Annotated in this window: 30 protein-coding genes; 3 read left to right on the top strand and 27 right to left on the bottom strand. The window is 47.4% G+C overall.

The genetic code is table 11. The features are described 5' to 3' along the window. Positions 1-27 precede the first annotated feature (27 nt). The 9 genes from ACX1C1_RS18415 to ACX1C1_RS18375 all read right to left on the bottom strand — a co-directional run bounded on the left by ACX1C1_RS18415 (position 28) and on the right by ACX1C1_RS18375 (position 7382). Positions 28-606 (bottom strand): lysophospholipid acyltransferase family protein, encoded by a 579-nt coding sequence (locus tag ACX1C1_RS18415; protein WP_458953636.1) that lies wholly within the window; start codon positions 604-606, stop codon positions 28-30. Between the two features lie 3 nt (positions 607-609). Beyond that, positions 610-1308: a (d)CMP kinase gene (gene cmk / locus ACX1C1_RS18410; RefSeq protein ID WP_458953635.1), complete on the bottom strand. Its 699-nt coding sequence runs from the start codon at positions 1306-1308 to the stop codon at positions 610-612. 408 nt (positions 1309-1716) lie between these two features. Continuing rightward, positions 1717-2373, bottom strand: a complete 657-nt coding sequence (locus ACX1C1_RS18405; protein WP_458953634.1) for a flagellar brake protein — start codon at positions 2371-2373, stop codon at positions 1717-1719. A gap of 80 nt (positions 2374-2453) precedes the next feature. Then, entirely contained in the window at positions 2454-3809 is a 1356-nt protein-coding gene (gene ypeB, locus ACX1C1_RS18400) for a germination protein YpeB (RefSeq protein ID WP_458953633.1), read from the bottom strand. 105 nt (positions 3810-3914) lie between these two features. Beyond that, the gene (locus tag ACX1C1_RS18395; RefSeq protein WP_458953632.1) at positions 3915-4076 is read right to left on the bottom strand and encodes a hypothetical protein; all 162 of its coding nucleotides are present in this window, start codon (positions 4074-4076) and stop codon (positions 3915-3917) included. Positions 4077-4124: 48 nt separating this feature from the next. Beyond that, the gene (gene prsW / locus ACX1C1_RS18390) at positions 4125-4823 is read right to left on the bottom strand and encodes a glutamic-type intramembrane protease PrsW (protein WP_458953631.1); all 699 of its coding nucleotides are present in this window, start codon (positions 4821-4823) and stop codon (positions 4125-4127) included. A gap of 16 nt (positions 4824-4839) precedes the next feature. Continuing rightward, positions 4840-6075 (bottom strand): Glu/Leu/Phe/Val family dehydrogenase, encoded by a 1236-nt coding sequence (locus ACX1C1_RS18385; RefSeq protein WP_458953630.1) that lies wholly within the window; start codon positions 6073-6075, stop codon positions 4840-4842. A gap of 160 nt (positions 6076-6235) precedes the next feature. Then, entirely contained in the window at positions 6236-6850 is a 615-nt protein-coding gene (locus tag ACX1C1_RS18380; protein WP_458953629.1) for a genetic competence negative regulator, read from the bottom strand. Between the two features lie 205 nt (positions 6851-7055). Continuing rightward, a complete protein-coding gene (locus ACX1C1_RS18375; protein WP_458953628.1) occupies positions 7056-7382 on the bottom strand; it encodes a hypothetical protein in 327 nt (108 codons plus the stop codon). Positions 7383-7555: 173 nt separating this feature from the next. On the opposite strand from ACX1C1_RS18375, the gene ACX1C1_RS18370 reads away from it, so the two are divergent. After that, positions 7556-8407 (top strand): polysaccharide deacetylase family protein, encoded by an 852-nt coding sequence (locus ACX1C1_RS18370; RefSeq protein ID WP_458953627.1) that lies wholly within the window; start codon positions 7556-7558, stop codon positions 8405-8407. Here the strand turns inward: ACX1C1_RS18370 and ACX1C1_RS18365 are convergent. Together ACX1C1_RS18365 and ACX1C1_RS18360 are read right to left on the bottom strand one after the other, a co-directional pair. Continuing rightward, positions 8397-8633, bottom strand: coding sequence for a hypothetical protein (locus ACX1C1_RS18365; RefSeq protein WP_458953626.1), 237 nt, complete (start codon positions 8631-8633; stop codon positions 8397-8399). The genes ACX1C1_RS18370 and ACX1C1_RS18365 overlap by 11 nt on opposite strands. Further along, positions 8630-9223: a CPBP family intramembrane glutamic endopeptidase gene (locus ACX1C1_RS18360; protein WP_458953625.1), complete on the bottom strand. Its 594-nt coding sequence runs from the start codon at positions 9221-9223 to the stop codon at positions 8630-8632. Before ACX1C1_RS18360 ends, ACX1C1_RS18365 begins: the two co-directional genes overlap by 4 nt. 63 nt (positions 9224-9286) lie before the next feature. Here ACX1C1_RS18360 and ACX1C1_RS18355 point away from each other — a divergent pair, with 63 nt between their 5' ends. Both ACX1C1_RS18355 and serA read left to right on the top strand, forming a co-directional pair. After that, positions 9287-10210, top strand: a complete 924-nt coding sequence (locus tag ACX1C1_RS18355) for a hypothetical protein (RefSeq protein WP_458953624.1) — start codon at positions 9287-9289, stop codon at positions 10208-10210. Positions 10211-10426: 216 nt separating this feature from the next. After that, positions 10427-12019: a phosphoglycerate dehydrogenase gene (gene serA / locus ACX1C1_RS18350; RefSeq protein WP_458953623.1), complete on the top strand. Its 1593-nt coding sequence runs from the start codon at positions 10427-10429 to the stop codon at positions 12017-12019. Between the two features lie 82 nt (positions 12020-12101). Here the strand turns inward: serA and ACX1C1_RS18345 are convergent, their stop codons facing one another. The 16 genes from ACX1C1_RS18345 to ACX1C1_RS18270 form a co-directional block, all read right to left on the bottom strand. Then, positions 12102-13604 carry an ATP-binding protein gene (locus ACX1C1_RS18345; RefSeq protein WP_458953622.1) on the bottom strand — a complete coding sequence of 501 codons (1503 nt, stop codon included), beginning with the start codon at positions 13602-13604 and terminating at the stop codon, positions 12102-12104. Further along, a complete protein-coding gene (locus ACX1C1_RS18340) occupies positions 13604-14320 on the bottom strand; it encodes a response regulator transcription factor (protein WP_458953621.1) in 717 nt (238 codons plus the stop codon). Before ACX1C1_RS18340 ends, ACX1C1_RS18345 begins: the two co-directional genes overlap by 1 nt. Positions 14321-14348: 28 nt before the next feature. After that, a complete protein-coding gene (ccsA, locus tag ACX1C1_RS18335) occupies positions 14349-15608 on the bottom strand; it encodes a cytochrome c biogenesis protein CcsA (RefSeq protein WP_458953620.1) in 1260 nt (419 codons plus the stop codon). Beyond that, a complete protein-coding gene (gene resB, locus ACX1C1_RS18330) occupies positions 15605-17278 on the bottom strand; it encodes a cytochrome c biogenesis protein ResB (protein WP_458953619.1) in 1674 nt (557 codons plus the stop codon). The genes ccsA and resB overlap by 4 nt, the downstream gene beginning before the upstream one ends. Before the next feature lie 12 nt (positions 17279-17290). Continuing rightward, a complete protein-coding gene (locus tag ACX1C1_RS18325; protein WP_458953618.1) occupies positions 17291-17830 on the bottom strand; it encodes a redoxin domain-containing protein in 540 nt (179 codons plus the stop codon). A gap of 92 nt (positions 17831-17922) precedes the next feature. Beyond that, complete coding sequence (locus ACX1C1_RS18320; protein WP_458953617.1) at positions 17923-18666, bottom strand: pseudouridine synthase; 744 nt, start codon at positions 18664-18666, stop codon at positions 17923-17925. A 68-nt stretch (positions 18667-18734) separates the two neighbouring features. Further along, a complete protein-coding gene (locus ACX1C1_RS18315) occupies positions 18735-19271 on the bottom strand; it encodes a spore maturation protein (RefSeq protein ID WP_458953616.1) in 537 nt (178 codons plus the stop codon). After that, a complete protein-coding gene (locus ACX1C1_RS18310) occupies positions 19264-19914 on the bottom strand; it encodes a nucleoside recognition domain-containing protein (protein ID WP_458953615.1) in 651 nt (216 codons plus the stop codon). Before ACX1C1_RS18310 ends, ACX1C1_RS18315 begins: the two co-directional genes overlap by 8 nt. 84 nt (positions 19915-19998) lie before the next feature. Next, positions 19999-21084 (bottom strand): D-alanyl-D-alanine carboxypeptidase family protein, encoded by a 1086-nt coding sequence (locus ACX1C1_RS18305; RefSeq protein ID WP_458953614.1) that lies wholly within the window; start codon positions 21082-21084, stop codon positions 19999-20001. Between the two features lie 168 nt (positions 21085-21252). Continuing rightward, positions 21253-21747 carry a GerW family sporulation protein gene (gene ytfJ, locus ACX1C1_RS18300; RefSeq protein ID WP_458953613.1) on the bottom strand — a complete coding sequence of 165 codons (495 nt, stop codon included), beginning with the start codon at positions 21745-21747 and terminating at the stop codon, positions 21253-21255. Further along, positions 21720-22409 (bottom strand): DUF2953 domain-containing protein, encoded by a 690-nt coding sequence (locus tag ACX1C1_RS18295; RefSeq protein WP_458953612.1) that lies wholly within the window; start codon positions 22407-22409, stop codon positions 21720-21722. The genes ytfJ and ACX1C1_RS18295 overlap by 28 nt, the downstream gene beginning before the upstream one ends. Before the next feature lie 61 nt (positions 22410-22470). Beyond that, a complete protein-coding gene (gene scpB / locus ACX1C1_RS18290) occupies positions 22471-23082 on the bottom strand; it encodes an SMC-Scp complex subunit ScpB (protein WP_458953611.1) in 612 nt (203 codons plus the stop codon). Next, the gene (locus ACX1C1_RS18285; protein WP_458953610.1) at positions 23051-23833 is read right to left on the bottom strand and encodes a segregation and condensation protein A; all 783 of its coding nucleotides are present in this window, start codon (positions 23831-23833) and stop codon (positions 23051-23053) included. Before ACX1C1_RS18285 ends, scpB begins: the two co-directional genes overlap by 32 nt. A 32-nt stretch (positions 23834-23865) precedes the next feature. Continuing rightward, the gene (ribH, locus tag ACX1C1_RS18280) at positions 23866-24336 is read right to left on the bottom strand and encodes a 6,7-dimethyl-8-ribityllumazine synthase (protein WP_458953609.1); all 471 of its coding nucleotides are present in this window, start codon (positions 24334-24336) and stop codon (positions 23866-23868) included. Positions 24337-24381: 45 nt separating this feature from the next. Then, positions 24382-25644 carry a bifunctional 3,4-dihydroxy-2-butanone-4-phosphate synthase/GTP cyclohydrolase II gene (locus ACX1C1_RS18275; protein ID WP_458953608.1) on the bottom strand — a complete coding sequence of 421 codons (1263 nt, stop codon included), beginning with the start codon at positions 25642-25644 and terminating at the stop codon, positions 24382-24384. Between the two features lie 40 nt (positions 25645-25684). Next, complete coding sequence (locus tag ACX1C1_RS18270) at positions 25685-26350, bottom strand: riboflavin synthase (RefSeq protein WP_458953607.1); 666 nt, start codon at positions 26348-26350, stop codon at positions 25685-25687. Between the last annotated feature and the right edge of the window lie 14 nt (positions 26351-26364).

Here is a 26364-nt window from a genome sequence, read left to right as displayed (position 1 = left end):
AAGGTCGGATTGCGGCATTTAAAACGATTATCGATGATTGTCTGCCAGCAGTTCGTTGATCCGGACCATTACGGCATCGGTAACTTGCTCCAGCATATCAGGTGATGATTCTTGGATAATGGCATGAAGATCGATTGGAGCCCCATAACAGACTAGCGTCTTACGGAAAATTCGGTATTTACCCACGATTGCTACAGGAATAATGGTTGCTCCGCTGCGCACAGCAATCATTGCTGCGCCCTTCTTCGCGGCGCCCGGTGTCTTGCGCGAGCCTTCCGGGAAGATGCCGAGCACATTGCCTGCCTTAAGTAAAGTAATAGCCGATTTAATCGCTTCCTTGCTGACCCCGCCTCGTTTGACGGGGAATGCACCAAACGCAGTAATAAGCGGACCTAGTACTGGCACTTTGAAAAGCTCTTCCTTGGCCATAAAATTAACTTTGCGCGGAACTAAAACACCAATCGTTGGTGGATCTAAATTACTAATGTGATTGGATGCTAAGATAACTGGACCTTCCGCCGGGATGTGATGCAATCCCTTTGCTTCCAATCGAAACAGTAGTCGGTAAGTCACCCGAAGTAAGAAGCGGAACAGGACGTATAACATAGTTTACTTCGCCTCCGCCAATTTGGTTCGGCTTAATTGCACAATTGATGCAACTACTTCTTCGATCGTCATTCCGCTGCTGTCCAATTCAAGCGCATCGGTCGCTTTGATCAGCGGCGATATCTCGCGGCTTGCATCCAGCCTGTCCCGTTCGGCGATCTCGAATTCCAATTCCTCCAGCGTCACGCCAGAGTCCTCTCGGAGCTCCTTGAATCTGCGCAGTGCACGTTCCCTTACAGAAGCCGTCAAGAAAATCTTAAGCTCTGCTCGTGGTAACACATGCGTCCCGATATCACGCCCGTCCATAACGACACCCTTATAGGCAGCAAGCTCACGTTGCATACGGCTCAGAACGCTTCTGATTACACCGCTTGCTGCAAAATGAGATACTTGCCTTGTCACTTCAAGAGATCGTATCTTGTCCGTTACATCTTCTCCGTTTACATAAACGGATTGGCCTTGCTTGCCCGGCTCCAGCACAATCTGGATCGAATCCATCAGATCCTTGAGAGACTCGGACTCGTCCGCTGCGATCGACAAACGCTGAGCGCTGTACGTAACCGCCCGGTACATCGCGCCAGTATCAATATAGACATATCCCAATTGTCCGGCGACCAACCTTGCAACGGTGCTCTTGCCCGCCCCTGCCGGTCCGTCTATCGCGATATTGATACGGTCGCTGTCGCCTTCTTGCTGCGCCACTTGCGGTCTACCTCCTTTGAATCAGGACGGCCTCTTCTCTTTAACTCCCCGGATGATGGCGGTATTCAAAGAAAAAGCAGGCATTGCCTGCGAACGTGAAAATTATACCACACTATGCCTCGTTATGCAAAAGAGAAGCGCTAGTTCAGAGGGGTACCTTCCCACCGATCAGCGCTTGTCATAAACTGTCTAACGTCGTCGTTTTGTAGGGCCAATTGCGTTAATGCCATGATCAAAAGCAGTATAGCAACAACTTGCATCAGCCTTCTGCAGAGCTTGTCCGACATCTCAACCAGTTGTTTTTGGGTACCACGGTTCTTCCGACTATTGTACAATATGGAAACACCTCCACGCATCACACATATGGATATGTTCCCTCAACGTTAAAATGTTATTCATCACCAAGCTTTATCGGTTACGGTATTCTAATTGTTTCTCGAAGCAAAAACGGATTATTTTCTGGCGTTCCGAGTCGCTAATGCTCAAAAACTTAATCATGGCTTGCTTGCGACCTGTCTCTAGCAGATTCACTCGGATAACCTCGCCTGTAAAGGTTACATGCTCGACCGTGCCATTCTTATAGGGAACTAGTAACCAGCATTCCAACGTATTCTCACTTTTTATGTTCCACTTGCCGTCGCAAATAAAGGAGATGCCTCCACCGCCCAGATCGTCAGTCTTGCAAACGAATCTTTCGTGACTGCCAATCTTGACTGCGAGCTCCAGCTCTGCCGGCACGCGAAGGAAACTTCTGCGCTGTACCTTCGTCATCTTCTCGGGTACGGGACGGAGCAATTTAACTAGCCGCACGGCTCCATCTTCCTTAAATCCGATGACATGCGAGTCGAAGTAATGTTTTACTCCCTCCGACGACACAAAATAAACCGATAACTCATCACCAAGGAACAGGCGCTTAAGTCTGCCTGTCTTTTCGTTCAAAGGATATTCGATTAATAGAGCATCCTCTGCTTCGTCTGCTATTCTAGAGCGATATTCCTGAGCTGCTTCCGCTTCGTCGGAGGAAGCGATCTGATAATACAACATTCCGTTAATCTTAGGCAGCAAATTAGTCCCCTCCCCCATATAACAGACATTATAGCATGTCGAATGGAGGGGGGCTATATCGAGATTAGCTGCAAATCGGCTTACGAATTCGTTGTTTTTTCGTCTTCTGTCGACATTTGTTCAATCGTTTCCTCTATGCCATTGAGCGCGTTAATATAGATTCGATACGTCGAGCCATTAATTTTACCGCTGAACTCGTAGCACAATACTTCTTCGCCCATTTCATTTACTATTAACGCCAATTGCTCTTTTTTGATTTGCATATTCGGATTAATCGCTTTTCTGGCTTCATCTTTTGACATGATTGGACTTGGAAGCTCTCGTTTGTGGTTTTCGTAAACGAAGTCTCTTGCTTGCAGACCTACAGCTTCACCGTTGTCGAGTGCAACTTTAACGGTAACCTTCTCCGGATAAATAAGAACACCATTCTGCAGACCAATGTAAGTAAAGCTTCCCGAGTTGTCATACATATCGTAATTGACAGCCGTCATGTCTTTGAAACCAAAATCATTGAGAAGCTGATCTGCAGAAGATTTGGCTTGCTGGAATCCAACTTTTTTCTTGCCGATCTCGCGGCTCTTCATAAACCAAATCAATTGTCCGCCTTTTACGGTAAAATCCATTTGTATTTTCGACTTGGAATCCTTTGCGTTTGCAACGGCTGAGAACGAAGCAAATTCTGAATCCTTTGCGTTTTCCGTAACTTCAACCGACGAGCCCTCCACCTTTAAATATTCGGCAGCTTTTTTCTTGATATCGTCTGCTTTCACCATTTCGCCGCCCAGCATTTTGATCGAATGCTGCTCGTACATGCTAGTAACAGAAGGCCCCCAATTCACCTCCGGATATGCGCCTACTTTATCATTCATCGTACGAAGTCCATCTACGATTTGGTTGCTGCCCTCCTGTTGATTGGCTGCAATTGCAACCTCTACATCCATCCAACGAAGATTGCTGGACAATACATCCGTTTGCATTTTACCTAATTCTTTCGAGATTTCATCGGACTTATCGTATAACGTTTTTAACGTTTTGAACTCATCGTCCGTTAACGGACTTTTCGTTAAATCGCGTACTGCTGTTTTATAAGCAAAGTTAGAGATATGTGACAAAAAATCCTCCGCTTCGGTGAATGGCAGATACGACAACGGCAACTGACTTATTTCGTTCTGAGCTTGGCTGGTCAAACGCCATACGTTGACCAAACCTTTACGGTGGTAGCCTTGTGACGTTGAGTTGACCGCCAGCGTATTGCCAAGCTGTTCATGAAGTTTGTCCATATGAAAAGTGAGATCATGGAAGGCGCGTTGATACTGGTTTTCCGCCTTGATAAGAATCGAATTTTTTTCTTGATGCTCTTGATACCCCCAATAGATCGCTCCGATGAGCAGAATCGTCATAAAGGGGAACATAATGGAACTAAGTCTCCGATACATAACAAAAAGCTCCTTTCTGATTCCAAACTTTGTGCATAGTTTGGTTGATCAGTAGGAGCTTTATGCATCAACTGCATTTAATTGTCTATAGAGATAGTTCAGCATTCAGAAGCCAGGATGTTCTTCGATATCGAGATCATCGCTATTGCTGCAGATACATTGTTTGAAGCCCGTATCAATTGAATTCTTTTCTCGCTTACCGCGAAGCACAAATTTCTCCCCGCACACGTTGCACCGAATTGTCACTTTGATTCTTGCCGCTTCCATGCCGTCTTCCTCCTGCCAAATTATATAGTGACAGTATAGACGGTAATGTTAAAGTTTAATCTCTTCCTCACGCGACACTAGGCGAAATGGCGACTTTGCATTAGCAGAGTTCATCTTATGGAGTCCCCACGCCCACAAACCAATCATGAACGGTACGATAATCCATATCCAATTCTGCTCAACTGTTACGAGAATCAAATCATATACTCCGTGTAACAGGAACGGCAATGCAAACGATATGGCAAGAAATAATCGCGTTTTCCTTTTTGCTTCGGCGAACCTTGCTTTGCCCAAATAGTAGCCCATCATCACTCCAAACAGAGCATGCCCGGATACCGGAAGAAGCGCCCTTGCCAGCAATGTGCCGAAGGACGAAGGTGTGTAGATCGCATATAACACATTCTCTAATGTAGCGAAGCCCAACGAGATAGCCGCTGCATACAAGATGCCGTCATACGGCTCATCGAATTCAGTATGATTATAAATAACGTGATATAACACAAACCACTTCAGAAATTCCTCGACTGCAGCCGAATGTATAAACGAAGAGACAAATACACCGTTGCCGAGCCAAATCTCAAGTCCTCGTTGTATAACCATAATCGGTACGACAACCAAAATACCGAGTACGAACATTCGGATAACCATATGAATCGGTTCCGCTTCGTACCTATCCCTCAAGTAGAGATAGGTTAGCAACGATAGTCCAGGCGCCGCTGCCGCGGTCAATATGGAGAACAACAACATCGCTTCCCAACTTTCTTTACACCCACCCGCGGAAACGTACCGCCTCTGCCATTTTGCGGACGCCGGCCATATAAGCGGCAAGCCTCATATCGACTTTGCGCGTCTGGTGGATTTCGTAGACATTATTGAATCCCCTTATCATCATCAGCTGTAATTTACTGTCGATTTCGGATTCATCCCAGTAATAACCTTGATTATTTTGCACCCACTCAAAGTAGGAAACGATAACTCCGCCAGAGCTCGCAAGAACATCCGGTATTAACAGGATACCCCTATCGGAGATGATGCGAGTCGCCTCTAATGTAGTAGGTCCATTAGCTGCTTCTACAATAATAGAAGCTTGTATTCGGCTCGCATTCTGCTCGGTAATTTGATTCTCGATCGCTGCTGGTACTAACACATCGCATTCGAGCTCCAACAACTCTTCGTTCGTAATTGTCTTCGGAAACAGGTTAGTCACATTGCCGAAGGAATCACGCCGGTCGAGCAGATGAGGAATATCGAGTCCTTCTTTATTATACAACGCGCCGGACACATCGGAAATACCAATTACTGTAGCGCCGCTCTCATGCAGAAATTTGGCCAAATAACTCCCCGCGTTGCCGAATCCTTGGATAACAATTCGCGCGCCTTGCAGTGGTATTCCCTTTAATCTAAGCGCTTCATGAATCATGATTACGACACCACGCGCCGTTGCGGTTTCCCTGCCTTTGGATCCTCCGAGCACGATCGGTTTACCCGTAATAAATCCAGGCGAATCAAACTCTCTAATTCTGCTGTATTCGTCCATCATCCATGCCATAATCTGCGAGTTCGTCATGACATCCGGCGCTGGGATATCTTTTGAGGGGCCCACAAGCTGGCTGACTGCGCGGACATACCCTCGGCTTAGTCGCTCCAATTCTCGGAACGACATCTGTCGCGGATCGCAGATGACTCCCCCTTTGCCTCCGCCATATGGGAGATCGGCAATACCACACTTGAGCGACATCCATATCGACAGCGCCTTCACTTCTTTTTCGGTAACGGCAGGATGAAAACGAACACCGCCTTTCGTTGGTCCGACAGCGTCATTATGCTGTGATCGATATCCTGTAAATACCTTGGTCGTCCCGTCATCCATCCGAACCGGGATACGTACGGTCAGCAACCGAATCGGCTCTTTGAGGAGTTCGATCATGTCATCGCCGTATCCAAGTCTGCGCAGTGCCTGTTCGATTACGACTTGTGTCGCATGCAAGACGTCATTCATATTTAATCATCCCATCTTCCGCCTTTGTTTACCTCTAATATGGGCACACTAGCGCTCCCCTATTCCACATGGTATGCCGAGATAGATGGCACAAGACGAAAAAAGAACATCCCGCCGAAATCGGAAGCGGATGCTCTCCATGGATGGAACTATATTTCGATCAGGACTGAAAATAATTGCAAATTTCGCGGACAGCATGCTCCGGCATAATCACTTTACCGTACTCTTCGAGAACCGCGAACGTAACGGATGTAGCGTCCCCGAATTCGGCAAGTAATGCAATGACAGCATTATATCTTGCCTGCTCAATGTCGGAAGGTTCGATTGCCAGAATGTACTTGCCTTTATAAGCGTATAATTTCCCAGCATCCGTCAGACCTGAAGCTTGCAACTGGCCGGCAGCAGCAATTACATCTTCGAAATCCTTAAAGGAGTACATGAATACGTCGCTTTGCTCCATCGTGACTTCCATATCATAAATGTCTTCTTCGAGCTCATCCTCGTCCTCGGCCGCGCCTTCACCTGAATCGTTGACCTTGCCACGAGTTATGATGATAACCATCCCTTGTGCTGGCATCGCAAGGACTTCGACAGCAAGTGGTCCGCTGGCGTCGAAACCGAGCTCGGTATACGCTTGTTCCATCATCTCCAAGAATAATTCATGCAGCTTCGGAGGCTCGCGCCACATATCATCCTTCTGGATCCCCCGTTCAAGCAAGTCGTCGAACGTCAAGAAAATCCGTATCTTGTCCTGACTAAGCCGTTCGATTTTCATGACAGGATCCTCCTCTGTAACGTCTGTCGTAATAGCTTATGAATCAAATGGTTAATCGTGAATAAAATGGACTCATAAAGCTATGCCTTTACTTTATCATGTCTCAATGGCGATTGCACTAATTTAGGACGAAAAAAAGAAGCCGAAACAGCTTGATCCCAAGATGGGATTACTGTTTCGACTTCATTAAAAAGCTCTACTCGCGTCAATGTGCGATTGCCGACGCGTCCGCCTTAATTTTATCGACTTCCCTCTTCACCGAAGGATCGCTTTGAATAAACGACTCAATGCGCTCCCATGCGGCGGCTGAGGTTTCGGCGGTATCGGCTGATTGCTTTGGGGCCGATTTCATTGCCTCTGCTTTCCACTTGGCGCCGCCTGCCATCATCGAGAATGCTTTGCCTGCAGCGGAAGTGCACATGTCGCTCATTGCGCTTGATGCCCATGCAACTGCTCCAGGCCTCTTACGGGATACGTATAACGTAGCGGCTGCTCCAACTAAACCGCCAAACAATAAACCGCTTAATTTCATTGTGAAATCACCTCTTTCGATACTCGTATTTACAGCATTAGTGTGACCTCTTGCCGGTGGCGTCATTCGACTTAAATATAGGAAATGTGTACTTCAAGGCAACTAGAAATATGTTACAATGATGTCGAATAAGCTCGAATGGACATATTGGATAGAAGGAGGTAATCCGACATATGAAAAAAAACAATCTATGGCTGCTCGCCCTTCTACTTTCGATCCAGCTAACTGGATGTACGACCGATATCGAGACAACAGGAAATAATATCGAAAGTGTGCCTCCAACAATTAATGGATTACAAACATCGGCACCAACACCTGCATCCACCTCAACAGAAACAGTCAGCCCAGCCGTAACTCCAGCACCTAGCCCAAAAGAAACGGCCGCCTCGTCCTTGTACCGGATGAACTCAGCAACCTATCGTTTTGAAGCCATCGACAAAACAACGCCGGGTAAAGCAGTTCTGCTGACATTCGACGACGGTCCTAAGAACGAAGTCGTCCTAAAGAGTATGCTTGATACGCTCGACAAACATAAGGCCAAGGCCATTTTCTTCGTCAATGGTTATCGGGTGAAACAGAATCCCGAATTATTGAAGCTTATCCATGAACGCGAACAGACAATTGGTAACCACTCCTACGATCATATTGACCTAAAGAAAGAAACGAAAGAAAGTGTGGAGCAGCAGCTGACCTCGGTTCAACATGATGTGGAGGCGCTGACAGGAATCGTTCCACGTTTCTTCCGACCGCCGTACGGTTCAGGAAGCGATGATGTTAGAGAATCGGCAAAGAACCACGGCATGTTGTACATGACGTGGTCCAATGGTTCACTCGATTGGGATAAGTCTGCCAAGGATAAACCTGAAGTGGTCATCGCGAACGTGATGGAGCAACTGCATCCAGGTGCCAACATACTCATGCATGAGCTTTCCTGGACCGCAGAAGGGCTTGACGAATTGTTAACCAAACTCGAAGCGAAGGGCTACATTTTCATCGATCCAAGCACGATCGAACTTACGAACTAAACTTGTTACCATACCAAAACAAAAAAACGACGAGTCCCAGAAATAAAATAAATAACATATTATAATACCATTTGTTCATGTTATGAAGGCTTGAAGGATATTTTTTACGGCGCGGAGGCAGCTCTACTTTAGCAGATCGTTCGTCTCCGGTATATTCGTCATCTATGACGTGATCCCGCCCCTTCCTTCCGTTGTTTGTTCGACTAAATCTAACTTTCCTGCTCATGACTCCCTCCTGAAGCGTATAATTAGACCCATTACAAAATCGATGGCGAAATGAGCAAGGATCGGTGCCCATAGAGAGCCGCTTTGCTCATAGATCCATCCCAGGCCGTAACTAATAGAAAAAACGAGTCCTGTTGGGATCCAATGACGTAAATAACGAACGTGGATAGCTGCAAAAACGATACTTGTCCAATATGGACCAATCGCGTGCTGGACAGCGCCGCGGAATAACAATTCTTCACAAATCGCCACAACGAGCGAAATGACTGCGATATGCCAGACGACACGATTCTTGAAGATTCGTTCATTAACACCGCCATCGTCAGCGGCGTCTTCTGGCACCCAGCGTGAAATGAGAATATCCACCAGTAAAACAACCGCCGCCAATCCCAAGCCCCACCATATCACAGTAGGCACGGTTGGAATAGCTAATAATTGAATTAAATTTTGACGCTGAAATAATAGCCATATAATACCGATAATAAGAGTAAGCGCCTGCGTTGCATACAAGTTTATCAGGAGCATGCGATCATCTATCTCATCTACATTGACCTTGCGGACTTTAATATTTCTGATATCAAACTTTTTCATCTGCAGCCCGCCTGTCCATTAATTTCGTTTGTAATTACTTACATACATAGAAGGAGTTATACCATGGAGAAACGATTAACGAACACAGCAATGATTTTTAGCGTAGGATTTGTATTTATGCTGGTATGCGCGGTTGGCGCATTTTTCTTCGGCGTACAGATTGGGATGAACAAGGTCGAAGCCGGTTATGAAACGCTCCGCAAACAAGAAGCAGCAGCTTCCAAGCTGGTTGGCAGTCCGTACCAACAACAGGATCTCGTATCTTTCTATCATACCGTATTTTCGCCTTACCGTGAATTTCAGACCGAATGGCTGGCTTCCATGGACAAGCTGTCTCAAGGAGCCAGCGACAATTACGGCGATGTGATGAGCAATCTTGCCAAGCTCGCAGAACGTAAATCCAAGGAAGCCAGCGCGTTTGATATGGGTAAATCCGAGCGTCTTGGCGAAGCACAAGTCGCTTACATACGCAGCTTGAACCTTTTCGCCAAAGCTGCAAGCGCTGGTGCCGAGCTCGCCAATAAAGAAACAGGCGGCAAGTTGCAAGCAGCCATCCTCAAAAATACGAATTATACAAATGCCGTAAACGAGACACTCATCGCACAATCACATTATTACGCGGCTATGCAACTTTGGGCTTCTACAATTGACCCTGACATCACAGAAGTGACTTCGTTGCCTAAAGTGCTAAGCATCAAGGATTGGTCCAACTTGCCACTGACGGTCAAGAACAGCATAGTCTCACAATACTTAAAAGAATTTAAAGAATTACGAGCCTTTAATCCACAAGACATGACTGCTCGAATCGACGACTTTATCGTGTCCGGACAAGCGTCCAAGATGAAGCTTCAGACTGCTACATCCGTTATCGAATTGTTGATCAGCACCAATGCGGTTCGCGGGGGCGACTTCCAATCGAACTACAATAAATTGTATCCGGCCGAGCTACTACCGCAGCTTCCATTCTTCTTACCGACATCACAATAATGTCGAATGCCGCGGACTTTGCTTGAATCATATCGAAATTTTCATAATTGAGCAAGTTTAAGGATTGATTTTGTCCACTGTAATGCTATAAAATAGTAAAGTCTGATTCGATCGTAGATTGAACTCTCGACTCGCTGACGTGATCAAGCGGGAAGAGGGTTTTTCTGTTCATATTTCAGCGGAATTTTTTCGCAAATTCTAGGAGGCATGTTTCACATGTACAAAGTGCTCGTATCCGATCCTATTAGCGACCTCGGGATCCAGCAACTGGTTGACGCAACTGATGTGGTCGTTGACAAAAATCCTGGTTTGAATGAAGACGAATTATGTGCCATAATCGGCGATTATGACGCTCTGCTCGTCAGAAGCCAGACGCGCGTAACGGCCAAGGTTATGGAAGCAGGCAAAAAACTTAAAGTTGTCGGACGCGCAGGCGTCGGCGTTGACAACATTGAGCTCGAAGCTGCAACACAACGCGGCATTATCGTCATTAATGCGCCTGATGGCAATACTATCACGACTTGCGAGCATACCTTCGCGATGATCATGGCAGTAGCACGTCATATCCCGCAAGCTTACATGAAAACAGTAAGCGGCACTTGGGACCGCAAATCCTTCGTAGGTGTAGAACTTCGCGGCAAGACGCTTGGCGTCCTTGGAATGGGACGTATCGGCGGCGAAGTAGCCAAACGTGCCAAAGCTTTCGGCATGAACATTATGGGATATGACCCGTTCATGACAGAAGAACGCGCTGAGAAACTAGGCATCAAGCTTGCAAGTGTCGATGAGATCGTACGTCAAGCTGATTTCATGACTGTTCACACACCGCTAACAGCCGAAACTCGCCACATGATTGGCAAGGCGCAATTCGCTGTTATGAAACCGGGTATGCGCATCGTGAACTGTGCGCGCGGCGGCATCATTGACGAAATTGCTCTTGTAGACGCGATTGATGCAGGCATCGTAGCAGGTGCAGCATTTGACGTATTCGAAGTAGAGCCACCGGCAGAAGATCATCCGTTCCTTAAACATCCCAAAATCATCGTAACGCCGCATCTTGGCGCATCCACAGTTGAAGCCCAAGAAAATGTAGCGATTGATGTTTCCGAGCAAGTCCTGCATATTCTGAGAGACGAGCCGTTTATGAACGCTGTTAACATGCCTCCAATTCCTGCGAATCTCCAAAGCAAGCTGCAACCATATTTCACGCTCGGCGAGAAACTTGGCAGCTTCATTGCACAATCTACGGAAGGCGGCGTTCAAGAAATCGTTGTCAGCTATTCCGGGGAATTGGCAGAGCTCGATACTCAGCCGCTAACTCGATATATTGTACGCGGCGTGCTAGCGCATCATCTGGGCATCGACCAAGTGAATGTCGTAAACTCCATGCACCTAGCCAAGCAGCGTGAAGTAAATATCGTAATTCAGAAGTCACATACATCCAAAGACTTTACCAATCTTGTAACAGTTGCACTTCGTACGAAGAAGGAAGAACATGTTGTGGCAGGTACACTATTGACAGGTTACGGTCCACGTATCGTTCAGATCGACAAATATCCTGTTGACGTAACACCTGAAGGCAACCTGATTCTTATCTCGCACAACGATAAACCAGGTATTATCGGCCGCGTAGGTACTTTACTTGGCAATAATGACGTCAATATCGCAACGATGCAAGTTGGTCGTCAGCTTGTCGGCGGTTCCGCGATCATGGTCTTGCGCGTCGACAAAGAAACGCCAAAAGACGTATTGACACAACTGACAAGTATGCCAGAACTGAACACCGCTCAAGAGATTAAACTGCCTTAATATCCGTTTGTTCCACGAACAACAAGATTTATCGGCTCCCTTCAACAAAATAAGCGCTCCCTCGCGGGAGCGCTTTGTTGTTTTATTGCAGCTTCTGACGGATTGTGCCAGTGCCCTCTTGGTGTTCGACTGGGAGCAGCAGCATGAAGGTCGTTCCCGAACCTGTTAAGCTGTCTACGACGATCTGACCATGATGCAAGTCAATAAAGTTTTTTACGATGGCGAGGCCTAAGCCCGTCCCTCCGGAAGTGCCTCGTTTCCTCGCTTTGTCAGCCTTGTAGAAACGCTCGAATATATATGGGAGATCTTCTTGAGGTATGCCTTGGCCTTCATCTTGAATTCGGAGTTGAATGTATGCTCTGCCATTGACGGTCTGTCGTTCGCCAGAGATCGTAATCGACTTACCGGCAGGAGTATGACGTAGCGCATTATCAAGCAAATTCGTCAACACTTGTTCCAAACGATCCTCGTCCCCTTGCATAATAACAAGCGGTTCATCAGAAAGCTCAACTAGAAGAGCAACCTCTCGCTCCTTGGCATACACTTGAAACTTACGATGAACCCTGCGTACTATAATGCTCAAGTCGATCTCCTGATAGTTCATTTCAACGTGGCCTGCCTCCATCCTTGCGATATCAAGGAAGTCGTTAACCAATCTACCCATGCGCAGCGACTCATCATAAATCACTTGAACCAATTCGTTGCGCTCCTCAGGCTGAGCGACGATGTCATCAAGCAGCGCTTCACTATATCCTTGAAGCATCGAAAGCGGAGTACGAATTTCGTGCGAGATATTCGCCACAAAATCTCTACGCAGCTTTTCCAACTTATGTTCTTCTGTAACGTTACGGATAACTGCAACGGCTCCCCTGATGACACCACTCGATTGAAGAGGAGCCATCACTACAGACCAGACGGAACTATGGACATGCACATTGTCTGTTGCATCACGGCCTTGCTCTACAACCTCTTGAAATAGCTGACGGAGGGGAGCGGGTACACCGCCCTTCATATTATCTTTGTCTGAACCATGATCATCGTCATCCCAGTCAAGTTTGAGCCCAGACCACTGGCTAAGCAGCAAATGTCCACTCGGGTTGGTCAAGATGACTTCGCCATCCGCATTGAAGGTAATAACCGAATCCCCCATACTTCTCAAGATACTCGCAAGATGGTTTTTCTCGTGATTGAGATCGGTAATCAGCTTATCGATCTGTTCCGTCATGTGATTGAACGTACTTGCAAGCTGTCCGATTTCGTCAGTGGATTGAATATTCACTCTCGTACTGTAATCTCCCTGTGAGACCGAATCAGCCGCATTCTTAAGTTGCAGAAGCGGCTGCTGAATCTTGGATGAGAGGAAAAAAGCAAAAAACGTAGAGAGCAAAAAACCGATCACTGCCGTAATAATAAATAGGACTTTAATTTGATGTGCCTCATCGGACTCAAACCAAATATCGATGTATTGCAGCAAAAAAACGCCTAAAATGAGAAGGACGACAGCCACAAGAAGCATGATCGTCGCCCACAATTTCCCTACAACACTATGCCATAATAATGGAGAAAGCCGTCGCCATAGCTTCATTATTTGGGAACCTCGAGTTTATAGCCTACTCCCCAAACGGTCGTAATCATCGTTGCAGCTTCAGGAGAAACCTTGTTTAACTTCTCACGCAGACGTTTCACATGAGTGTCTACCGTTCGCAGATCGCCAAAAAACTCGTAATTCCAGACATCCTTTAGCAGTTCTTCACGCGAAAATACTTTGTCGGGTGAAACGGCCAAATAATGAAGCAGCTCATATTCCTTCGGGGTCAGGCTGACCTCTTGACCGCCTGCTGTAACACGGTGTGCGTCATGTTCGATCACCAAATACGGGAACACGATATTGTTGCTTGTATTCGTTTCTTTTGTCAAGAAAGCAGTTGCGGAAGAACGTCTCAAGATCGCCTTAACCCGATAGATCACTTCGCGTGGACTAAACGGTTTGACGACATAGTCATCGGCTCCTACCTCGAACCCTTGTACACGGTTCATTTCTTCGCCCTTTGCCGTAAGCATGATTACCGGAGTAGCTTTGATCTGTCTGAGCCTGGAGCAAACCTCTACCCCGTCAATCCCCGGCAACATCACATCAAGCAATATAAGCGCGTAATCCGTATTGGACGCAAGGCGCAGAGCGGACTCGCCATCCTCCGCCTCATCGATGGAATAACCTTCCTTCTCCAGATACATCTTGAGCAGTCTGCGAATTCTTTCTTCATCATCTACTACCAAAATGCGGTTACCGAAATCAGACATCGGGTACAGCTCCTCTCAAATCAGGCTTCTACACGCCGGAATACGAGTGCAAGCCCGCGATAATTAAATTGACACCAATGAGCGTAAACAATACGATAACGAATCCAATTACTGCCAGCCAGGAAGAACGGAGTCCCTGCCACCCTCTTGATAATCGGAAATGCAGATATGAGCTATAGAACAACCAGGTAATAAGTGCCCATACCTCTTTGGGATCCCAGCCCCAGAATCTGCCCCAAGCGATTTCCGCCCAGATCATTGCAAAGATCAACGCACCTAATGTAAAGATGGGGAAACCAATAGCAATTGCACGGTAACTGATTTCATCAAGATCATCTGGATCTATACCTTCCATCACAGGATGGATGACTGCGCCAATCGGCTTGCGGAATGCGAGTCTGAGCAACCCGTACAGCAAAGTACCCGCAATAATCGACCAGATAACAGTATTCAATTTACGGCCGGCGTTAATGCCGTTCATCCATGACGGAGCTTCAAATAGCGGCTTGTCCATGCCGATAAACGGTTCAAAGGATACAACCTCGCTATTGTAAGGCTTAACAATCGGAGGCAGCGTGTACGTGACTGTTTCTATGTCCGATTGTTGTACGCCCTTGCTGTCGATAATAACCTTCTCTTGTGTAAATACAGACTCATAATCGGCGCCGCGGAATGCGAATACGGCAACGATAAATCCAACAATGATAATGAGGGAGTACAAGGTAAATTCCAACCAAAATTGAGCCCGGCGTCCATTCTTCGACTTGTCCTTATAATCAATAACACGAAGCAAATACATAAGTCCCGCTGCAAAACCTACGGCAAAGAAAGCTTCGCCCAGCGCTGCAGTCGTTACATGAACTTTGAGCCAAATAGAGTTCAGTGCCGGAATCAGCGGCTGTACTTCCTGCGGGAATACCGATGCGTACGCAACGATGATAATCGTCAAAGGCAAAGCGAACATGCCTAGCAATGACTTACGGTAAATGGCATAAACGATTGTATAGGCAATCATAATCGCCATGGCTAAAAACATCATAAATTCATACATATTACTGGTCGGAATTTGTTTACTTCCTGCCCAACGAGTGAAGAAGAAAGCAAGGTGGGCTGCTAGTCCCGTACTGGAGACGAAGAAGGCGATCCGCCCCCAACGTTTCTGATGCGCAACCGGATCACGATTGCTCCAATTTTTACCCGCGAACGCAATTACATAAAACATAAAGGCGAAGCAATACAAGAAAAAGGCTGCCAAAAAGGCGTCACTGCTAAATTCGACTAAAGTCACGCGTTATTCCCCCCGTTATCTAACGACTTCGGATCCACTTCGATCCCCGTCTTCTTGAGCGCGAACGTAATATCCGAACGCATCCCGAACCAGTTTTTATTTGTGTGTCCGCCCAGCGAAACTTCACCTTGATCCACGCGGAGCCACACTCTTCGATGCTGCCAATATGAACCCATGATAAGACCTAACATCGAGAATACGGCACCTACCCACAAATAAGGAACGGCTCTGTCCACTCGTAAATTCAGTACAGTTGTCGCTTCAGAGAAATCGACATTTTCCATTCCGTCCACATGAATCTCGATTTTGTCCGCTAGATCGCGGTTGATCGTATCCTGCGCGAAACGGACCTTATCCTTCTGCATCGGGAAGTAGATATAAGGCTCGCCTTCCGGTTTAAGCCCTGGACCTTTAACCGTAAAGACGAAAGCAGGAGCATTAGGATCTCTGGACAACGTCGTTGGTTTACCGTCGCTGCCGAGTGCAAACTCCATATAGTTCGCGTATAGATCAAGCGTGTACGGCCCTAGCTCATGATGCAACGCCGCGTCTTTCATCGGCAGATCAAAGGGTCCGTACTTCTCTCCTGTTCGTTTGTCCTCCAGAATCGGATGCACGGCATTAAGTCGCGGCGTCAAATTAAAGTCGAACTGGTAGAGTTTAATTCCGTCGTGAGTGAGTGGACTATTAACGATGATGTTGTGTTTTTTGACTTCCTCAAGAACCGGCTCCTTGAGCGGATCGCCACAATCACTTACACATTTGTACAGAATGGCAGCCGTTTCGTACATCTTGGCTCGAGATTTGCCTTGCAGCTGTCCCGGAAGTTCATCGTCCGTATAAAACTCGACCGTAAACTTTTCGCTTTTGATGTAATAATTCGTGTCCGTAATCTGGACAGTGTCTCCGTCTGGAATTGAGATGTAACCATCCGCTTGCCAGCCTGGGATACTTCTCGCCAGTATGGCTAGCAGGAAGAGGATAAGACCAATGTGATTGATGTATGGGCCCCATCTGCTGAACCTATTTTTCTCCGCTAGCAGCGCGGTTCCCGATTCATCCTTGTGAATTCTGTAGCCTTTACGTTTCAAGGCTTCGCCGAACTGGGAAACCCACTCCGAATCGTTCTGATCCAGCGTCCCCTTGTATACGGCTTTCTGGCGAAGCAGAAATTGGTGATGCTTACGAATTTGCTGTTTTTTAAGAGCTCGATAGAGCGGCAGAACACGGTCCAAACTGCAGATGACGAGTGAAGTTCCGATCATGACCAGCAGTCCGATGAACCACCAGCTTTCGTAGGTGTGGGACAATCCGAGCAAATAATAAACATGTCCGAGTGTTCCGTACGTTTCTTTATAGTAGATATCCGCATCGAAATTATTGATAAACGTGCTCTCTTGCGGATAAATCGTACCGAGCATCGCGGTCAGAAATGTTAAAACAATTAAATAAATCGCAATTTTCACCGAGGAGAAGAAACTCCATACTCGGTCGATGACAGAAGGATTTGTTTTCTGCGAGCGTCTTGCTACGCCATCATATCGCATTTCGAGCGGAGCGTCGGACTGCTGCAGCTCCTCATGCAGCGGCTTACCGCAAGATTCGCATAGGACGGTACCAACGTAGTTCTGATGGCCGCATTCGCATTTTGTATTTTCGGGTACTAGCACAAGGTTGTCCTCCTACATTTGCAGCAAACGCTCGATGCGCTTGTCGATGTCTACTTCAGTCATGCCGCCGACAACCGCTTCCATTAACGTTCCGTCTGCTTTGACAAAGAATGTCGTCGGATATTGTCGCAGCGCGTACTTTCGTTCAGTCTTGCGAGCTACGTCCCGTAGAATGGGGTAGGTCAACTCGAACCTATTGACGAAATTATTGACTGTAAGCGAATCTTCGCTGAGATTGATCGCAAGAATAGTAAGACCTTTGTCCTGCCACTTCTCATATTGTCGTTCGAACTCTGGCATCTCCTTCACGCAAGGCTCGCAGAATGTGCCCCAGAAGTTGATTACGATTGGCTTCCCCGCATAATCCGACAACGAAGTGACTCCACCATCGAGATTGGCAAGCGAGAAGACCGGCGGCTCATCCCCCGGTTTGATTAATCCGCTTCCTCGCTCAGTGAACAGCGAAGTTCCGATTGCGTATCCTCCGACGATCAGGACTGCGGCAAGAATGACAATTTGCATCGTTTTTCGCGCTTTGTTTGACTTAGCCATTATGTATATATCACCACCAGCTGCTTGTTCATAAAATCTCGGACTTGCTTTCATTATAACGAAAAGTCGACGGCAATTACTGCCGCCGCCGATTACTTTTTATGAACTTTATGTGTCTTGAGTGCTTCCGATCTAAGCTCTTCCACCTCTTGAGGCGTTAGATGGCGATACTTACCCCGCCCGAGTGTCTGAAGTGTCAATTCACCGAATCGAACCCGTTTAAGTCTGATCACTTTATGGTTAATCGCTTCGAACATCCGACGAACTTGACGATTGCGTCCCTCATAAATTGTAATCGTAATTGTCGCTTCATTCTTCTCGGTGTCCACATCATGATATTCCACGACTGCGGGAGCCGTCATACCGTCCTCCAGCTTGATCCCTTTCTGAAGCTGCTCCAGTGCAGACCCGTGTGGTACGCCCTTTACAGTCGCATGGTACGTCTTAGGTACATGATGTTTCGGATGAGTGAGCAGATTTGCGAATTCTCCATCATTGGTAAGCAGAAGAAGACCTTCCGTGTCATAATCCAATCGACCGACTGGATATACTCGCTCCTTGATCCCTGGCAGGAAGTCGGTAACTGTCTTTCTTCCTTGAGGGTCCTTCGCGCTCGTAATAACACCTTTCAGCTTGTTCATCATAACGTAGATCTTTTTCTCGCCTTTGATCGGCTTGCCGTTCACGACGATGCTATCTACTGCAGGGTCGGCTTTGACTCCTAATGTAGTCACTTTCTCACCATTCACTTCGACCGCGCCGGAAAGAATAAGCTCCTCGCACTTCCGTCTCGAAGCAATGCCTGCTTGAGCTAATATTTTCTGTAAACGTTCCAATGCTTTCACCTCACTCCCCATCATAACGATTACGAGAGTAAAGTACAAGCTCCCTTATAACGGAGCCATTACGCAAAGAGATACAAACAGATCATAATGGCTGCAAAAAATCCTACTGCATCAGAAAATAAACCAACTTTAAGCGCATATTTGGTTTTCCTTACCGCAACCGCGCCAAAGTATACCGTTAGGACGTACAGGGTCGTATCTGTACTACCTTGGATGGTAGATGCAATTCGACCAATCATGGAATCTGGACCATGAGTAGCAATCAGATCCGCAGTAAATGCAAGAGATCCCGCTCCAGTAAGCGGCCTTAGCACGCCAAGCGGCAGCACTTCGCTCGGAATCCCGAGCATATCGAACAAGGGACGTACAGAAGACAACATCAATTCCATTGCCCCTGATGCCCGAAACATACTGATTGCGACCATCATCCCAACCAGATGTGGAATGATACTGATGGCCGTGCCGAATCCGTCCTTGGCTCCCTCTACAAAAGTTTCATACACCGGGACGCGTCTGCGAAGCGCTGCATATAGCGGAATAAAAACGATGATGGCAGGGATTAGCCATATCGAGAGGCGGGAGAACAGCTCATACAAGCTCCCCACCTCCGATATGCTCAGGCTTATCTTTTTTCTTATGTATGATAGGTTTGGCTGGCGGTGAGGTATTGCGGCTTCTATACCATCTATCTGCTGCGATAGCCGCTCCAGTGGCAATGGCGGTTGCAAGCAGCGTCGTTCCAATGATCTCAGCCGGATTGGCTGAACCATAATTCATCCGAATTGCGATTATCGTTGTGGGCACGATCGTAATACTCGATGTATTAAGCGCGAGCAACGTACACATGGCTGGAGTTGCCGTATCCTTGTCCGGGTTTAGCTTCTGCAGCTCCTGCATCGCTTTGATCCCCATTGGCGTGGCGGCATTGCCAAGCCCAAAGATGTTAGCGCTCAAGTTACTCATAATATAACCGATAGCCGGATGATCCTTCGGCACATCAGGAAACAACCACCGAACGATCGGTCCGAGCATTCTGGCCAATTTCTTGAGCAGTCCTGCATCCTCCGCAATTCTCATCATGCCAAGCCAGAATACCATAATGCTTATTAAACCGAAGCTTACGGTTACACCTGATTTGGCTCCGTCGAAAGCGGCGGCCGTCACTTCGTCCATTCTCCCATTAAACGCTGCAACTGCAACACTTGCCACAATAAAAAACAGCCAAATCCAGTTCACCATTATTAACGTCTCCCCCATCTTCGACAAGCGCCGGTCGAACCAGTCTCCCGTCCGGTTCGACACGCTTATCAAAGTGCGATTCTTTTATTGCACAAGTCCCATTCTGACACTGTTCGGTTCAAATAATGGAACCGCCCCAACAGTCACGCCTTGCAATTGATATTCCAATCTCCCCCGTTCACCTAATACATAATCCGTCGATAACGGGTCGATCAAAGTTACTCTGGTTTGAAGCGACGACTGCTCACCTTCTAGAAACGGGTAACGGAAGGTCTGTCCCAATACGAATGGGTATCCCGTTAGACCATCACCCTTCTCTGCAACCGTTTGAAGCGGATAATGCTTGAACCCCCAATCCAGCAATCGGCTATGATCATTCCAGTCATCGCCGTCATTAATCGTCACGGCTGCGAGCTGCTGACCGTTCCTAGTCGCTGAACTTACAAGGCATCGAAACGCTTTTTTGGTGTAACCGGTTTTGACACCGTCAGCGCCTTCATATAACGTAAGCATTTTGTTTTTGTTTCTCCAGGCATAGTTCCAGCTGTCATGCGGGTTCGGCACTTGTTTTTCCTTAGTCCGCACAATCTCGGCAAAGGATGGATTACGTAGTGCATAAGCCGACAAGGTAGCCAAATCATTGGCAGACGAATAGTGATCTTCTTCGTCCAGTCCATGCGGATTCTTGAACGAGCTATTCTTTAGTCCAATCATATTTGCTTTCTCGTTCATCAGGTGCACGAAACCAAGCTCTGAGCCCCCGACATGCTCCGCGATCGCTGTTGCCGCATCGTTGCCTGAGCGAAGCATAAGACCGTACAACATGTTGTGTAATGTCATTTCTTCACCTAGCTGAAGATAGATCGAAGAGCCTTCTCTGCCAACTGCGCGTTTAGGCGTCTTCACGATATCGGTCAACTGGCCATGCTCAATCGCAACGATCGCCGTCATAATTTTGGTCAGGCTAGCGATTCGCATTGGCGTGTCACCATTGCTGCTATACAGCAGTCTCCCTGAGGTCACATCAATTAAAGCAGCTGCTCTGGCGTTAGTATCGATCGAAGGCGCAGCGCTTGCGGAATTGATCGGCAGCGAAACCGACAACATGATCATACAAGCCATAATCATGATGCGCATGTACCGGCTTACCCTCCGAATAGATCCACTCATCGTTGTATGACTCCTCCCGTTGCGTTGTGGATGTTAATGTTAAGGAACCGAAATAAACCGATTTCCTTCCTCGGCATAGTATATGCTTGTACGGCGCCGTGTAGACGAGCCATATGCCGTTAAAAATAGAAAAACTGCCCTTGCGGGCAGTCTGTTGTTTCTCTGGCATCAGCCATTATAGTGCGAAGTATCCTGGACATCATCCAGTATCGTAGCCGAATTGACGTAATCGCTTGACCCATTCGCATTGCTGTTCCGTTTGATCATCGTTTGAATTTTATCGAATACGCCAGGCGCAGAGTCGATGATACGCTCCATCAGATGTGTCTGATTGTCGAGCGGAACGATCTTTACACCTTGCGTGCCAACAACGAGGAATGCGATCGGCGTAATCGAAACACCGCCGCCGCTTCCGCCGCCGAATGGCATTGCTACTTGTGCGTTATGAGCGTCCTTGGCGCCTCCGTTTTGATGTTGATCCTGAGAATCAAAGCGGATATCACTGCCGCCGGCGACAAAGCCGAAACCTACCTTTGAGATCGGCATAATAATACTGCCGTCCGGAGTCTGGACAGGATCGCCAACTATCGTATTGACATCCACCATTTCCTTGATATTTTCCATTGCGGTTTGCATTAGGCCTTGGATAGGATGTTCTGCCATGCATGAACGCCTCCTTTCGTTTTCTTGACGCGGAGCAGTAGCTGCATTCCGGCAAGGATAGCATAACCGAACCGGATTTGAGCTATACACGACCACTCCGTAACGAACGCAGAACGACTGAAGATAGGCTGAACTTCCATCCAAGGCTCTGCTTTCACTTGTACGACTTGAGACAATATACCAAGTACCGAGGATTGCACGGACCAGATTGCGCCAGTAGCCATAGCGGTCCACATAGCATCACCTGTACCGATAGAGGTTGACCATTTCCATTCCGTCAATTGCACCTTGTTCAAGGTTTTTTTGAACCAGCCCGTCAAATCTCTTGTCAATGCCAGTACCTGCTTCAACTTGTCCAATACGGTCATTACCTTGTCCGGATTAATTTCGTCTTTAAATTCTTTTTTCGAACCCATTCCCGCGTTATTCATACTTACTTCATTCTGCAGCTTGATCGACATCCCATCTATCGTTGCAAACGGGATTTTGTATTTGATCTGCATTAAGCCGAATAACCCCCGGATCCGGACCTCCGAATCATCGTCGCTGCCGACTCTTTTGATATGCCCATAAATGATAACCTTCGAGGAGCATACCGCTACGATCAGCAAAATAAAAAAAAATCCGCCCGCCAACATCCAACCATACGGGTGAGAAAACATACAAACGGTCCTCCATTCCCAAATATAGGCTGAACATAGTATTGGCTAGAGCGGATCAACTTCATACTTCATCTTCTTTTAATTCTTCTATTGTCATCTGGCGGCTGTCAAGCCGTTCGAACAATAGCTGCGTTTGCTCATCGAGCGCGTCATCCAAATCAACCTGCTTCGGCTCCGGTAGTTCCTTGATCGACGGCAATCCAAAATAATCAAGAAATGATTTCGTTGTTCCGTATAGAATCGGTCGACCAATAGCCTCTGCTCTGCCGACTTCCTCGATCAAATCCTTGGATACAAGAGAGTGGATCGCTCGATCACTCTTGACGCCCCTTATTTCCTCGATGTCGATTCTGGTTATCGGTTGCCGGTATGCGACGATCGACAACGTTTCAAGCGCCGCTTGAGACAGCTGAGAACGTGTAGGTGTATACGCCATTCTTTCGAAATACGGTGCGTGGTCCGGATGAGTGGTCATGCGGTACGCGGCGGCTACTTCCGTAATTTGCACGCCTCGTTCTTCCCGCTCCAGATCACGCTGCAAGTCGTATACCAGCTCTGCCGCAAAATCGGCATCCAGCTGCATAATATCGGCGAGCTGACGTTTCGTCAAACCTTCGTCTCCCGCCATGAATAATAATCCTTCAATAATCGACTTCAATTTCTGAAATTCCATCGCTGCTCGATTCTCCTCTCCAGTGAATGACGATGTCGTCAAAGAGTCCATGCTGGAAACACCTTATATGCTTCATCTTCATGAGCTCTAATATCGCTAGGAAGGTAACGACGATCTCGTGTTTGTCCATATTCTCCCTAATCAGCTTGGAGAAGCGGACCGTCTCGAACTGGCGAAGCACTTCGACAATATCCTGAATTCGATCCTTCACGGATATTTCGTCCCGTTGAATAGTAGCAATGACATTCCGTCGAGCGGCCTTGCGGAGCGCTCTCTGAAAGGCAGCGACGAGATCGGAAACATGAAGCCCTTCAAGCGGATTAACCTTCTCTTCCAACAAGAAGGGCGTCATGTCCTCCGGTTCTCGAGAGAACACAAGACTGCGCTCGAATTCCTTTTCCCTCAATTGTTCCGCAATTTGTTTAAACTTTTTGTATTCGATCAGCTTCTGGATCAGCTCATCTCTGGAGTCGATTCCATCATCCTCGTACCAATCACCGTAATCCTCTTCGAATACCGGCGGCTTTGGCAGCAATTGCTTGCTCTTGATGGCGAGCAGCGTTGCTGCCATGACTAGGAACTCGCTGGTTACATCAAGTTCGAGTTCCATCATGGCATCCAAATACTCCATATACTGAATCGTAATTTCGCTTATGGATACCTCATGGATATCGATCTCCGACTTATCGATCAGATGAAGCAGCAAATCCAGCGGTCCTTCAAAAGATTCAAGCTTGTAAAGCACAGACACTAGCGTGACCTCCCGAAGTATGCAGCTGTTGCTTATCCTTGCAGCTGTTTCGTCAAATTCGCCATCTCTACGGCACTTACAGCCGCTTCGTAACCTTTGTTGCCCGCTTTCGTACCGGCACGTTCAATCGCTTGTTCGATAGAGTCGACTGTCAACACGCCAAATATCGTAGGCACGCCTGTCTTGAGCGCGATGGAAGCTACACCTTTGGCTGCTTCGTTACATACATAATCAAAATGTGGAGTTGAACCACGAATCACCGCACCAAGCGTAATAACTGCATCATATTTCCCGCTTTCCGCCATCTTCTGTGCGATGAGTGGAATTTCGAATGCGCCTGGCACCCAAGCCACTTCAACATCATCATCATTTGCCCCATGACGTTTGAACGCGTCAAGTGCTCCGCTCAGCAGCTTACCGCTGATAAACTCATTGAATCGACCCACAACTACACCATATTTTAAGCCTTGTGATACTAAGTGTCCTTCATATACCTTTGCCATTACTCATTCATCCTCTCGGGTTTCTTTTATGTTGTGTTGCCTAACTTATACCTGGCTGTCAGTTGGTTGTTCGGATGCCGGCTGTTGCTCCAGTCCATCCGGACGCAGTAGATGACCTAACTTCGATCGTTTCGTCCGCAAATAGCTGCGATTGTTATCATTGGCTTCCATCTGAATTGGCACTCGCTCGACCACTTCGATACCGTAGCCTTCTAACCCGCGAATTTTGCGTGGATTATTTGTTAGCAGACGCATCTTGGAGACGCCGAGGTCCTTCAGAATTTGAGCTCCGATGCCATACTCGCGCAAATCAGGAGCAAAGCCAAGTTTGACGTTCGCTTCTACAGTGTCGAGTCCTTGCTCTTGCAGCGCATACGCCTTCAGCTTGTTAATTAAACCAATGCCTCTGCCTTCTTGGCGCATATACAACAATACGCCGCTGCCAGCTTCGCTGATTTGTCTCAAGGCTGCCTCAAGCTGAGGTCCGCAGTCACAACGATGCGAATGGAACACATCACCGGTCAAACATTCGGAGTGTACGCGCACAAGCAGCGGCTCACCAGGCTGAATTACACCTTTAACCAGCGCTACATGTTCTTTGTCATCTACTTCATTCGTGTATGCGATAGCACGGAATTCGCCAAAATCTGTTGGCATCGCAACCTCCACGACACGTTCAACCAACTTATCCTTTTCGTTACGGTAACGAATGAGCTCCTGAATCGTAATGAGCTTCAGACCATGTTTGCGCTTGAACTCCTCCAAATCCGGCAGCCTTGCCATCGTTCCATCTTCCTTGATGATTTCGCAGATCGCTGCTGCAGGACTGGAACCACATAACACGGCAAGATCGATTGCTGCTTCTGTATGTCCAGTACGGCGCAACACGCCACCAGCTTTGGCAATGAGCGGAAAAATATGACCAGGTCTGCGGAAGTCAGTTGCCTTGGCACTCGGATCAATCAGAGCTTTGACAGACAACGAACGCTCATAAGCCGAGATACCAGTCGTAGTCGAATTATGGTCAATCGACACGGTAAACGCAGTTCCGTGATAATCCGTATTATGGGCGACCATAGGCGGAAGATCAAGCTCTTCCGCGCGTTCTTGCGTAATTGGCACGCACACAAGCCCACGCGCTTCTGTAATCATAAAATTGATGACTTCCGGGGTAGCCTTATCTGCTAACACGATCAAGTCGCCTTCGTTTTCACGATCTTCATCATCTACAACAATGACAGGGCGACCTTGTTTTAAATCCGCTAACGCATCTTCAATGCTATCGAAGCTACCATTCTCTCTATTCATCGGTTTCCCTCCCTCAATGTTAAAGGCAAATCATCCATTCTCACATAAATCCGTGTTTCGTCAAATAATCAGCAGTCAAACTTGATTTGGGCGCAATTGCCTCTGGCGCCGCACTCCGATATCGGAGCAAATGATCCACATATTTGCCGATAATATCGCTCTCCAGGTTGACCATATCGCCAGGCTGGCGTACAGCAAGCGCCGTCTCTGCAAGTGTATGCGGGATGATGGAAACTGTAAGTCCGGCTTCCGTCGTTGCTACAACCGTCAGACTAATGCCATCTACCGTGATAGAGCCCTTCGGTATGACATATCGCATGAGATCAGGATCGTCAGTGGTTATCGTGAACATGACTGCGTTAGCATCCACATGTCTGGAAACCACTTTGCCTGTACCGTCGACATGGCCTTGAACAATATGCCCGCCAAATCTGGATCCAACCATCATAGCTCGCTCCAGGTTAATCGGATCGCCAGGCCTTAGTGTATAGAGGGATGACCTCCTGTATGTTTCCGGCATAACATCAGCGGTAAAGGATGCTCCGTCAAAAGAAGTGACTGTCAAACAGACTCCATTAACTGCGATACTGTCGCCTAAGGCTACACCTTGTGTCACCATTGTCGCGCCAATTGTCAGCTTCATAGCTTCTCCTTGTCGATAAACATTCCGCATCCGCCCCACTTCTTCAACCAATCCCGTAAACATGATATTCCCCCTCT

Source organism: Paenibacillus sp. strain BS8-2, assembly GCF_054483835.1.
This window is presented reverse-complemented; position numbering and strand designations above follow the sequence as displayed.